The organism is Myceligenerans halotolerans, assembly GCF_054782975.1.
This window is the reverse complement of sequence record NZ_BAAGRL010000006.1, coordinates 448,561-460,461: the sequence shown is the minus strand read 5'-3', so window position 1 is coordinate 460,461 and position 11,901 is coordinate 448,561. Positions and strand designations below refer to the sequence as shown.

The window sequence follows — 11,901 nt, the reverse complement described above, 5'->3', positions numbered from 1 at the left end:
TTTCCTTGCCCCATCCGGCCCGTGCCGCTTGGATGGACGACGCCCCGTACCGGCGAAAGGAACCACCCGGATGTCCCTCCTGGACAAGTTCAAAGAAGAGTTCGTCGACATCGTCGAATGGACCGACGACACGCGCGACACCATCGTGTGGCGCTTCCCCCGTCACGACAACGAGATCAAGAACGGGGCGCGGCTCACGGTCCGGGAGTCCCAGACGGCGGTGTTCGTCAACGAGGGACAGATCGCCGACGTCTTCGGCCCGGGCATGTACACGCTGGAGACCGCCAACCTGCCGATCCTCAGCACCCTGAAGGGCTGGAAGCACGGCTTCGAGTCGCCGTTCAAGGCCGAGGTGTACTTCGTCAACACCCGCCAGTTCACCGACCTCAAGTGGGGTACCAAGAACCCGGTGATCGTGCGCGACGCCGAGTTCGGCGCCGTGCGGCTGCGCGCGTTCGGCGCCTTCGCGGCCCGGGTCACCGACCCGTCGCGCCTGCTGCGCGAGCTCGTCGGCACCGATCCGCAGTTCCGCACCGACGAGGTGCACGAGTACCTGCGGCAGAACGTCGTCAGCCGCCTCGGCACCGCGCTGGCCACGGCGAACGTGCCCGTCCTGGATCTCGCCGCCCACCAGGGCGAGCTCGGGGACTCCCTCGCGGAGAAGCTCACCGGCGAGCTCGAACCGGACCTCGGCATCGCCGTCCCGAAGTTCGTCATCGAGAACATCTCCCTGCCGCCCGAGGTCGAGGAGAAGCTCGACAAGCGCACGTCGATGGGCATCGTCGGCGACCTCGACCAGTACACGAAGTTCCAGGCCGCCGAGGCGCTGGAGGCCGCCGCCGAGAACCCGGGCGGTGGCGCGGCCGCCGTCGTCGGGATGGGCCTGGGCCAGGCCACCGGGAACATCGTCGCCGGTGCGACGGCGCCCGCCGCGCAGCCTGCGCCCGCGCAGGCGGCCGCCGCCCCGCCGCCCCTGCCGGGCGGGGCCCGGTGGTTCCTCGGATCGAACGGTCAGCAGACCGGCCCGTTCGACGACGCCGGCCTGGCTGCCCAGGCGTCCTCCGGCGCGCTCACCCCCGGCACGCTCGTGTGGCAGGACGGCATGGCGGGCTGGGTACCGGCGTCGGACGTGCCCGACGTCGCGCGCCACCTCCGCGCCACTCCCCCGCCGCTGCCGGGGCAAGGCTGAGGGCGCGGGCGGAGATGACGGAAACTGCCAACTCCGGGACGGCGGCCCACCGGGACTACCCGTGCGAGCAGTGCGGGGCGAGCGTCCGGTACGCGGCCGGGACAGGTGCGCTGACGTGCCCCTACTGCGGGCACACGCAGGAGGTCGCGGCCACCGACCGGGCCGTGCGTGAGCACGACTTCGCCACGCTCCTGGCCTCGGACCGCGAACTGCCGCCCGACTCCCACGACTACGAGTGCGGCACCTGCGGCGCGGTGACATCGAGCGACAAGCTGTCGCAGGACTGCGGGTTCTGCGGTTCGGCGATGGTCGCGGAGGTCAAGGGCCTCGGGCTGGTCATGCCCGAGGCGGTCCTGCCGTTCGCCGTCGACCGCCCGGCGATGACGACGGCGCTGCGGCGCTGGGCGCGCACCCGCTGGTTCGCGCCCTCCGCGTTGAAGAATGTGACCGCCGTCGAGCGGGCGCACAGCGTGTACCTGCCCCACTGGACGTACGACGCGCAGACCACCACCGACTACGCCGGACAGCGCGGCGAGCACTACTGGGAGACCGTCACGAGCACGGACTCCGAGGGACGCACCACCTCCCGGCAGGAACGGCGCACCCGCTGGTACCACGCGAGCGGCCGCGTGGCGCGGTTCTTCGACGACATCCTGATCACCGGGACCCGTCGCGTCATGCCGGAGCACCTGGCCAAGCTCGAGCCGTGGCCGCTCACGGAGGCCGAGCCGTACCGGCCGGACTTCCTCGCCGGCCACGAGACGCTCCGGTACGACGTCGAACCCGAGGCCGGCCTCGAGATCGCGAAGCGGAAGATGGCGCGCGTGATCACCGACGACTGCGAGGACGACATCGGCGGCGACGAGCAGCGCGTGCACCACATGGACACGAACTACTCCGCGGTGACGTTCAAGCTGCTGCTCCTCCCGGTCTGGATCGCGACGTACCTGTACGGCGGCAAGCCGTTCCAGGTCCTGATCAACGCCCGCACCAGCGAGGTCATCGGGGAGCGCCCCTGGTCGGCGTGGAAGATCGCGGGTGCGGTGGCGGCGGCCCTCCTGGTGGTGGGCGCGGTCGTGGCGGCGGTCCTCCTGTCGAGATCGGGCTGACCACGGGGACGCCTACGCGGCATGAGGTTGCTTACGCCTCAACAGCCTGAGGCGTAAGCAACCTCGTGGTTCGCCAGGACGGGTCGGGTGGGCGTCAGCGGTCGACGCGGGCGCTGCCACCTCTCGCGAGCTTGGCGACCTCGGCCAGGGTGGCCGTCGTCGTGTCGCCCGGGGTGGTCATGGCGAGGGCGCCGTGGGCGGCGCCGTACTCGACGGCTTCCGCCAGCGACCCGAGCTCCATGAGGCCGTACGCCAGGCCCGACGCGAACGAGTCGCCGCCGCCGACGCGGTCGAGGATCTCCAGATCGGCCCGGTGCGTCGCCTCGGCGAAGCCCTCCGCGCGGGACCACGCGATCGCGCCCCAGTCGTTGACGGACGCCGTCTTGACCCCGCGCAGCGTGGTGGCGATCACCTGGAAGTTCTCGTACTCGGCGGACGCCCGCTCGATCATGGCCCGGAAGGCGCCGGTGTCCAGGTCCGTCAGATCCTCGGACACGCCCTCTACCTCGAACCCGAGCGAGGCCGTGAAGTCCTCCTCGTTCCCGATCATCACGTCCACGTGCCGGGCGAGCCGACGGTTGACCTCCCGGGCACGCTCCACCCCGCCGATGCCCTTCCACAGCGAGGGCCGGTAGTTCAGGTCGTAGGACACGATCGTGCCGTGCGCCCGCGCGGCCGCCATCGCCGCCTCGGCGACGTCCGCGGCCGACTCCGACAGCGCCGCGAAGATCCCGCCCGTGTGCAGCCAGCGCACGCCCGCGGAGAAGAGGGCGTCCCAGTCGACGTCGTCGGGCCGCATCTGGGAGATCGCGGTGTGGCCGCGGTCGCTCACCCCGAGGGCGCCGCGCACGCCGAAGCCGCGCTCGGTGAAGTTCAGGCCGTTGCGGACCTCGCGGCCGATGCCGTCGAAGTCCCGCCACCGCACCCACGACGTGTCCAGGCCGCCGGTGAGCATGAGGTCCTCCACGAGGCGGCCGACGTCGTTGTTCGCGAGGGCCGTGACGATCGCGCCGCGCAGGCCGAAGCAGCGGCGCAGGCCGCGCGCGACGTTGTACTCGCCGCCGCCCTCCCAGACGTCGAAGCTGCGGGCGTTGCGCACGCGACGCTCGCCCGGGTCGAGGCGGAGCATGACCTCACCGAGTGCGACGACGTCGTACCTGCACTCGGCGGCGGGGCGGACGGACAGCGAGGGGTTGGTCATTGTCAGGCTCCTTCGAGAAGGTCGGCCGCGGGGGGCGCGGCGGGATGCGGAGGCACGGGACGGCGGGTGGACACAAGTTCGGCACGCTCAGGCGCGCGACCCCGCCACGATCGACACGGCGTCGACGGTGCGGCGGGTGATCTCGGCGAGGTCGCCGGCGGCGACGAGCTTCTTGTCGACCATCCACGAGCCACCCACCGCGAGCACGGACGGCAGGGCGAGGTACTCGGGCAGGTTCGAGGCGCTCACGCCGCCTGTGGGGACGAACTGCACCTGTCCGAACGGCGCGGACAACGCCTTGATCGCACCCGGCCCGCCCACGACGCCGGCCGGGAACAGCTTGACGGTCGTGATGCCGAGGTCGAGCGCGGCCATGATGTCCGACGCCGTCGCGACGCCGGGCAGGATCGGCACGCCCGCCTCCTGCGCCGCTCGGACCACGGGTGCGCTCAGCCCCGGCGACACCAGGAACGAGGCGCCGGCGGCGACGGCCTCCTCGACCTGCCGCGGGTTCACCACCGTGCCGGCCCCGACCAGCATCCCGGGGTACCGGTCGGTGATCGCCTCGATCGCGGCCCGCGCGCCGGACGTGCGGAAGGTGACCTCCGCGACGGGGAGGCCGCCGTCGTCCAGGGCTCGCGCGACGCCGAGGCCCTGCTCGGCGTCGTCGACGACGACGACGGGAACCACCCGGGCGCGCCCGAGGCGTTCGAGGACCGACTGCCCCGAGCCGGGTTCGCCGGTCTCGGCTGGGGACGATGACTTCACTGACACCGTGATACTCCGAACTTCGTCGTGGCGGGTACAGAGGGCAGCCTAGGCGATCTCCACACCGATGCGGAATGCGCTTACCCAATATCCATCGGACCGGACATCTCTACCCTGAGGTGTCAAGCCATTTTCCGATCGAACTACACTCGGCACCTCGTCGCGTAGGTCCGTGTGGCGCAGCACGGCTCGCGCCAGAGGCTGTTGATCCGGACACTGGTCAGGTAGGTTCCGAACGAGCCGGGGCGGTCCCGGAGGTCCCCGACAGGAGGTACCGATGAAGCGCGCCCTGACAGCAACGATCGCCGGCGTCGCCCTCGCCGCCTCGCTCGCGGCCGTCGCGCCCGCGGCGGCGTCCGCGCCAGGCGCGGTCGGCGGGTCGTCCGACCCCGGGGCCAGGGCCGCCACCGCCGGGCTCTCCGGTACCGCGCCCGCCACCGCCGTCGGACAGGCCGATGCCACCGGCGACACGCCCGACGACGAGGACGGTTCCGCCGTGCCCGAGCAGTGGCGCTCGCTCTGGGTAGACGCCTTCAACGAGGGCATCTACACGCCGGAACAGGCGCAGGAACTGGTCGACGAGGCGTCGGCGATGAACGTCAACGCGCTGATCGTGCAGACCGCCCGCCGGTACGACTGCTTCTGCAACCGGGCGCTGTACCCGCGCACGGACGCGGCGATCGACCCGGCGCCCTACGACCCGCTGGACGAGATCATCGAGCGCGCCCACGACGCCGGGATCGAGGTGCACGCCTGGGTCACCGTGAACACGATGTGGAACCTGCCCAGCGGCCCGCCCAGCTCACCCGACCACATCTTCAACACTCACGGGCCCGACGCCGAGGGACGCGACCGCTGGATCAGCAGGATGGCCGACGGCCGTGAGGTCGTGAACAACCGCGTCTACCTCGACCCGGGCCACCCGGACGCCGTCGACTACGTCGACGCTGCCGTCGCCAGTATTGCGCGCGAGTACGACGTCGACGGCATCAACCTGGACTACATCCGCTACCCGGACCTCAGCTCCACCTCGGAGTACAGCGAGTGGGGCTACAACGACGTCGCCGTGGCCCGCTTCCAGGAGGCGACCGGCCGCACCGACGTCCCGGCGCCCGACGACGAGGAGTGGAGCCAGTGGCGCCGCGACCAGGTCACCGGTCTGGTGCGGCGGATCTACCTGTCGCTGTGGGAGATCGACCCGTCACTGCGGCTGTCGATGGACGCGATCACGTACGGCAACGGGCCCGACGCCGTCGGCGGGTGGACCAGTACCCGCGCCTACGCAGAGGTGCTGCAGGACTGGGTCGGCTGGCTCGACGAGGGGATCATGGACACGGCCGTGACCATGAACTACAAGCGCGACCACGTCCCCGCCCAGGAGGTCATGTTCGACGAGTGGTCCGAGTTCCTCGCCGACCACCAGGCCGGGCGGCAGGCCGTGAACGGCCCGGCGCTCTACCTGAACTCGCGGGAGCAGAGCGTGGCGCAGGCGGAGCAGTCGGTGGCCCCGTCCGAGGCGGGGAACACCGCGGCCGGGTGGAGCGGGTACTCGTACGCGAACCCGAGCCAGGAGGTCGTCGCGGACCCGGCGCTGCGCGACGCCGAGCAGGCGAAGCTGGCCGACGCGCTCGCCGGGCCGGGCGGGGTCTTCGAGGACGACGCCGCGGTCCCGGACATGCCGTGGAAGTCCGCGCCCGACGACGGTCACGTCACCGGAACACTCACCGCCGGGGGCCGCGACGGCGCACCGCTGGACAGCGTGCGCGTGACGCTGCGGCCGCTCGGGCCGGGCCCCGCGTACGAGCAGGTCACGGACGGTTCGGGCTGGTTCGGCTTCGCGCACGTGCCGCCGGGCAGGTACCTGGTGTGGGCCGACCCCAGCGCCGACAGCGGAGAAACGACGGGCGTCGGAGGTATCGGGGACGTCATGATGGGTATCGTCGGCGTCAAGGGGGGCAAGATCACCGAAGCCCGGTTGCGCTGAACGCAGGGGACGTGGCCGGCGCTGCGTTCAGCGCGCGGGACGTGCGCGGGCCGGAACGGGCGCCACCGGCCCCGGCCGGATGTGAGAGAGTTCAACCGGCGGCAGTCCCAGCTCTCCTGAGCCGCCTCCCGGAGGTGTGCAGAGGCATGACGGTCCTCGTGGCGTACAACGCGTCACCCCAGGGTGAGTCCGCCCTTCGAGCTGCCACCGCGGAGGCGGAGCGACGGAAACAGGACCTGTCCGTGCTGGTCCTGACCCCGCAGGAGAGCCCGGACCTCCCGTCCGACCTGGCGCATCTCCTGGACGGCGTTCCCTCCTCGGTCACGGTCAAGCCGGTCACGTACCGGACGGAGTCCGAGGACGTCGCGGAGTCCATCATCGACGCCGCCGAACGCGTCGCGGCGTCGCTCGTGGTGATCGGGGCGCGCAAGCACTCGACGGTCGGCACGTTCCTGGTGGGCTCGACGACGCAGCAGGTCCTCCTCGATTCCCCGGCGCCGGTCCTGGTCGTCAAGGCGGGCTACGCCTGACAGCCGTCGCGCAGCCGCGGCGGGACACGATCGTCCGCAGTACGTAAGGCGGAACGCCTGGACATGTGGTGCCGGCGGGCGGTTAGGCTCGTGAGATGGCAGCCGTGTCGCTCGGAATCCCCACGCTGCGGCGTGCGCCGCGCCTGAAGGACCTGCCGTCCCGTCCCGAGGACGCGCGGCTGGTCGACAGGTACGGCCGCGTCGCCCGGGACCTGCGCGTCTCGCTCACCACCGCCTGCAACCTGCGCTGCACGTACTGCATGCCGGCGGAGGGGCTGCCGGTCATCCCCCGCGACGAACTGCTCACGCCGGGCGAGATCGCGCGTCTGATCGGGATCGGCGTGCGGATGGGTATCCGGGACGTCCGTTTCACCGGCGGCGAGCCGCTGATGCGGCGGGACCTGGAGGAGATCCTCGCGGCATCACGCGAAGCGGCGGACGAGGCGCTGCGGGAGCAGCCGTCGTCGGACACCGTGCTCTTCGCCATCACGACCAACGCGCTGGGCCTCGACAAGCGCGCGGACGCGCTCGTCGCCGCCGGGCTGGACAGGATCAACGTCAGCCTCGACACGGTGGATCATGCCGCGTTCGCCGCGCTCACCCGGCGCGACCGGCTCGACGACGTGCTGACGGGGATCCGCGGCGCGATCGCCGCCGGGCTGGACCCGGTGAAGATCAACGCCGTGCTGCTGCCCGAGGTCCTGGCGGGCGCTCCCGACCTGCTCGCCTGGGCGCTGAAGCACGGCTGCCGGCTGCGCTTCATCGAGGAGATGCCGCTGGACGCCGACGGCAACTGGACCAGGAACGACGTCGTCTCCGCTGCCGACCTGCTGGAACGGCTCGGCACGCGGTTCACGCTCACGCCCGCCGGCCGGGAGGACCCGTCCGCCCCGGCTGAGGAGTGGCTGGTCGACGACGGGCCGGGGACGGTCGGGATCATCGCCTCGGTGACGCGCTCGTTCTGCCGGGACTGCGACCGCACGCGGCTCACGGCCGAGGGAACGGTCCGCTCCTGCCTGTTCGGCAACGAGGAGACGGACCTGCGCGGGCTGCTGCGCTCCGGCGCGTCGGACGAGGAGGTCGCCGACGCCTGGCGCGGCGCCATGTGGGCCAAGCCCCGCGCCCACGGCTCGGACGCCCCGGAACTGGCCAGCGACGCCTTCGCCGACACGGCCCGCTCGATGGGCGCCATCGGCGGCTGAGGGAGGCGCACGCCCTTGACCGCCTCAGTCACGGATCCGCTCGACGATCCAGGTCTCCCGCCGACCTCATCGTCGCGCTCGTGCCGCCCGCCGCGTGGCCAGTAGTGCGACGAGTATGACGGCGTACGTCGCCAGCAGCCAGATCACGACGTGCCCTCGCGCGCAGGTTCGAGTTCGTGGGCTGCCAGGAGAGCCCTGTCGAACCCACGCCGCTCGATGTATACGCGGACTGGCCACGCCCCCGGTACTTCGATCTCGACCACCATCCCGACCGCGCCGAGCAGCATGCGTGGCCCGTCCACGACCCGCACCCGGTCACCGACCTGCCACACGCGGGGCTCGTTGGCCGAGCTGGTGGAGTCGTCCACGGTCTGGTCGTCCCAACCATCCAGGGCTGCGCTACCGGGGCCGTTCAACGTGCCGTCCCCGCACTCGGCGGAAGGCCGACGATCGCGCGTAGTGCTCGGGCGGCACCGTCCTCGGCCAGGGTTCCGGTGACCTCGTTCGCGGCCTGGCGCACCTGGACGGGTGCGTGGGCCATCGCCACGCCGCGAGCGGCCCACCGCAACATACTGATGTCGTTCGCGGAGTCGCCGATCGCGACCGTGCCCGATGCCGGGACGCCAAGAGCTGCGCGTACTCGTTCGAGGGCAGTCGCCTTGGAGATCCCGCCGCAGGTGACGTCGACCCATTCGCCGTGGACAGCGTGCGCGGTCAATCCCGCCTCACGCAGGCCCTCGACCAACCAGGCCGCGCCCTCGCCTACCAGTGCGACACGCGGCGCGGGTGCCGCCCAGAGCCCTTCCAGGTTCGACAGGTGCAGCACACCCGGCAGCTCGTGGGCCTCGAACCGGCCGGTAACTCGGTATCCGTGCCCGGGAATCTCAGCCGCGATGCGAAGGCGCAGCTTCGGAGCCACAAACCGCACCACCGCCTCGACGTCGACCAGGTGGCGCTCGACGATCTTGACCTTGCCGTCACCGATGCGGGCCGTGATCGCACCGTTGGATGTGATGAGCCAGCCGTCGTGCAGACCGAGTTGTAGCGCCACCGGCACCGCGCCGATCAACGACCTGCCGGTCGCCAGCACCACACGGTGGCCCAAGTCCGAGACGGCGCGAACCGCGTGGACGACGGCGTCGGACGGCGGACGGCCGGTCTCCGCGAGTGTGCCGTCGATGTCGAGGGCGAAGAAATGCTGCGCCATGGTCGTATTCGCGGACATCGCGTTGGTCGTGGTCATCTGGCAGTCTCCTGGAAGTTCGGAAGCGCGGCGGGGAAGCCTGCCTGGGATGGCTCACCCGTAGTCCCCAAGCACATGTGATCCGGGAGAGCGGGCACAGGTGGTCGGCAGGTCAACTTGGTCAACTTCGTGACGTCGGCGACTCCCTCACACGGATTCCGTGGACAGGCGTTGCGGGGCGCGAGAAGGTAGTTGCCCATGTCCGAACCTGGTGAGGGGACCAGCATGGAGACCGCCCGACCACGAAACGAGACCCTGGCGGCGTGCCTGGACGAGCTGGGCTGGAGTCCCAAGATGCTCGCGCGCAGGCTCAACAGCACTTTCGGTGTCGGGACGGTCGCTGAGAGTGCCCCGTATCACTGGCGGGACGCCAACCGAACACCGCGGGTACCGATGCCGACACTGGTCGCTCACGTCCTGTCGCAGGCTCTGGAGCGGGAGGTGTCAGCTACGCACCTCTGGCCGGATGCTCGTGGTGGGGACGGACCGTTTGCCTCTGCCGCGGCCGGACTGGTCGGTCCGTGGTCACGTCACAGCCTGCTGACGATCATCGAGACCTGGTTGGTCAGCGGCCTGACGGACCGCCGCCACTTCCTGGCACTCTCGGGCACCGCCTTGCTGAGCCTCGTCTCGGAGTTCCTGGACGAGAACACCGCGATCCACGGTGGGCACGCCCCGGTGGGGCGTACGGGCGAACCGGTCGTCGACCAGGTCGAACTCAACTTGCCACTGTTGCAGCAGCTCGACGACGACTACGGCGGAGCACGCCACCTGTCCTACGTCGGGGCTCAGTTCCGGTCGGTAGGGCTCGTGATCAAGGAACAACACTTCAGCGAGGCCGTGCGGACACGCCTGATCCGGGCGCTGGCCGAGATCGGACAACTCGCCGGGTGGATGGCGTTCGACGCAGGTCACCACGGTCTCGCGCAGCGTTACTTCTCCACTGCGCTACGAGCGGCGCACGACGTCGGTGACCGTCTACTTGCCGCGCACATCCTGGGCGATATGTCGTTCCAGGCGGCTTCCCGAGGCGATACCACCAACGGCACCCGACTTATCGAGGCGGCACGCGCCGCGTCCTGGGATTCGGCGATCGTGCACGCGTCGGTGATGTCCCGGGCCGCGTTTGCCTATGCCGCGGCAGGCGAGGCCGACCAGGCCCAGCGGGCTCATGCCGACGCCCGGGAATCGATCGACCAGCACCGGGCCGATGATCCGACGCCGCGATGGATGTACTTCCTCACACCGAACCACCTGGACTGCCAGTACGGGTACGCCCTGGTGGACCTGGGCCGGACAACGGCCGAGACGGGGTCGACCCGCAAGGCGCGCCTGTTGGTGCGTGAAGGTCAGCGCCTGCTGGAGAAGGGAGCACACCGCATCACCGGGACCCAGTACGGTCAACGCCGTGCACTGTTCGAGGGCGCCTGGCTCACCCTGTCCTACAGCGTGTCCGGCGACCTGGAACGTGCCTGCGAGGTCGGTTCGACGGCGATCACGCGGCGTTCCATGGTCAGCTCCCCACGCAGCGACGCCGTGTTGCGAAGCGTCACGACCGAACTGCGTAAGCGACAGCGCAACCAGTACGTTCATGACTTCCTACCGGAGCTGGAGCACGCCCTGCGATGACGACCTCTGACCATGCCGACGTCGTAGTCCTCGGTGCCGGCGTGATCGGCCTGACCACAGCGATCGAGCTTACCCGGCGCGGCCGCACCGTCCGGGTCGTGGCCCACAACATCCCCGGCATGACCTCCCTCGCCGCCGGGGCGTCCTGGGGGCCCTACCTCGTCGAACCATGGCCACACGTACGTCGCTGGTCCCTGTACACCCTGGACGTCCTGCGCGAACTCGCGGACGTACCTGGCACCGGAGTGCGCCAGGTCTGGGGTCTTGAGGCAGCACGTCACCCGATGCCGGCGCCTCCGTGGGCCGACCTCCTGCCAGACTTCGCGCCCGCCCAGCCGCACGAGCTGCCGCCCGGTTTCCAGGCAGGCTTCCGCTTCGCGACCCCGCTGATCGACATGCCCGTCCATCTCGACCACCTCACCAAGCAGGCCCGCTCCCTCGGAGTCACGTTCCAGCAGCAGTCCATCGCCGAACTCTCAGAACTGACGTCGGGAGCCGCGCGGCCCGCGAGCGCGATCGTCAACTGCGCCGGCAACGACGCCGGCCGACTCGCCGGAGACACCGCCCTGTATCCCATCCGCGGACAACACGTCGTCGTACAGAATCCCGGGATCACCGAGTTCTTCTCCGAAGAGACCGGGACTTCCCCGGACCTGACCTGCTTCTATCCCCACGGCGACACCGTCGTCCTCGGCGGCACGGCAGTCGAGACGGCCTCCAGGGAACCCGACCCCGACGCGGCCCGGTCCATCATCGAACGCTGCGCCGAGATCGAACCCCGACTGGCCACCGCCACCGTCCTGGAACACCGGATCGGACTACGCCCCACCCGCCCCACCATCCGCGTCGAACTCGACGCACACAGCGACATCCCCATCGTGCACAACTACGGACACGGCGGAGCAGGCGTCACCTGCTCCTGGGGATGCGCCGAACAAGCAGCCGACCTCATCGCTCCACAACCCGCGTAGAACGCTTCCTTGTCGCGGCCGAGCGGGCCGCCGTCGTACCGCTGCCGTCGCTGCCCCCCGTGCCGTTCGGCAAGA

11 protein-coding genes are annotated in these 11,901 nt (G+C 70.6%); 7 read left to right on the top strand and 4 right to left on the bottom strand.

Going from position 1 to position 11,901, the window contains the following annotated elements:
• The first annotated feature begins 70 nt into the window (after window positions 1–70).
• Window positions 71–1,189 (top strand): SPFH domain-containing protein, encoded by a 1,119-nt coding sequence (locus tag ACYVK5_RS05270; protein WP_460702508.1) that lies wholly within the window; start codon window positions 71–73, stop codon window positions 1,187–1,189.
• A 14-nt stretch (window positions 1,190–1,203) separates the two neighbouring features.
• The gene (locus ACYVK5_RS05265; RefSeq protein WP_460702506.1) at window positions 1,204–2,298 is read left to right on the top strand and encodes a TFIIB-type zinc ribbon-containing protein; all 1,095 of its coding nucleotides are present in this window, start codon (window positions 1,204–1,206) and stop codon (window positions 2,296–2,298) included.
• Between the two features lie 94 nt (window positions 2,299–2,392).
• Here the strand turns inward: ACYVK5_RS05265 and ACYVK5_RS05260 are convergent, their stop codons facing one another.
• Both ACYVK5_RS05260 and eda read right to left on the bottom strand, forming a co-directional pair.
• The gene (locus tag ACYVK5_RS05260) at window positions 2,393–3,499 is read right to left on the bottom strand and encodes a sugar kinase (protein ID WP_460702504.1); all 1,107 of its coding nucleotides are present in this window, start codon (window positions 3,497–3,499) and stop codon (window positions 2,393–2,395) included.
• Between the two features lie 87 nt (window positions 3,500–3,586).
• Window positions 3,587–4,267 carry a bifunctional 4-hydroxy-2-oxoglutarate aldolase/2-dehydro-3-deoxy-phosphogluconate aldolase gene (gene eda / locus ACYVK5_RS05255; RefSeq protein ID WP_460702502.1) on the bottom strand — a complete coding sequence of 227 codons (681 nt, stop codon included), beginning with the start codon at window positions 4,265–4,267 and terminating at the stop codon, window positions 3,587–3,589.
• A gap of 277 nt (window positions 4,268–4,544) precedes the next feature.
• On the opposite strand from eda, the gene ACYVK5_RS05250 reads away from it, so the two are divergent.
• The 3 genes from ACYVK5_RS05250 to moaA all read left to right on the top strand — a co-directional run bounded on the left by ACYVK5_RS05250 (window position 4,545) and on the right by moaA (window position 7,983).
• Window positions 4,545–6,251, top strand: a complete 1,707-nt coding sequence (locus ACYVK5_RS05250; protein ID WP_460702500.1) for a family 10 glycosylhydrolase — start codon at window positions 4,545–4,547, stop codon at window positions 6,249–6,251.
• Window positions 6,252–6,397: 146 nt separating this feature from the next.
• Window positions 6,398–6,781 carry a universal stress protein gene (locus ACYVK5_RS05245; RefSeq protein WP_460702498.1) on the top strand — a complete coding sequence of 128 codons (384 nt, stop codon included), beginning with the start codon at window positions 6,398–6,400 and terminating at the stop codon, window positions 6,779–6,781.
• 95 nt (window positions 6,782–6,876) lie between these two features.
• Window positions 6,877–7,983 carry a GTP 3',8-cyclase MoaA gene (gene moaA, locus ACYVK5_RS05240; RefSeq protein ID WP_460702496.1) on the top strand — a complete coding sequence of 369 codons (1,107 nt, stop codon included), beginning with the start codon at window positions 6,877–6,879 and terminating at the stop codon, window positions 7,981–7,983.
• Window positions 7,984–8,126: 143 nt separating this feature from the next.
• Here the strand turns inward: moaA and ACYVK5_RS05235 are convergent, their stop codons facing one another.
• Together ACYVK5_RS05235 and ACYVK5_RS05230 are read right to left on the bottom strand one after the other, a co-directional pair.
• A complete protein-coding gene (locus ACYVK5_RS05235; protein ID WP_460702495.1) occupies window positions 8,127–8,351 on the bottom strand; it encodes a KOW domain-containing RNA-binding protein in 225 nt (74 codons plus the stop codon).
• Window positions 8,352–8,395: 44 nt separating this feature from the next.
• Complete coding sequence (locus ACYVK5_RS05230) at window positions 8,396–9,226, bottom strand: HAD family hydrolase (RefSeq protein WP_460702493.1); 831 nt, start codon at window positions 9,224–9,226, stop codon at window positions 8,396–8,398.
• A gap of 198 nt (window positions 9,227–9,424) precedes the next feature.
• On the opposite strand from ACYVK5_RS05230, the gene ACYVK5_RS05225 reads away from it, so the two are divergent.
• Together ACYVK5_RS05225 and ACYVK5_RS05220 are read left to right on the top strand one after the other, a co-directional pair.
• The gene (locus ACYVK5_RS05225; RefSeq protein ID WP_460702491.1) at window positions 9,425–10,855 is read left to right on the top strand and encodes a hypothetical protein; all 1,431 of its coding nucleotides are present in this window, start codon (window positions 9,425–9,427) and stop codon (window positions 10,853–10,855) included.
• A complete protein-coding gene (locus tag ACYVK5_RS05220; RefSeq protein WP_460702489.1) occupies window positions 10,852–11,826 on the top strand; it encodes an FAD-dependent oxidoreductase in 975 nt (324 codons plus the stop codon). Before ACYVK5_RS05225 ends, ACYVK5_RS05220 begins: the two co-directional genes overlap by 4 nt.
• The last annotated feature ends 75 nt before the right edge of the window (window positions 11,827–11,901 follow it).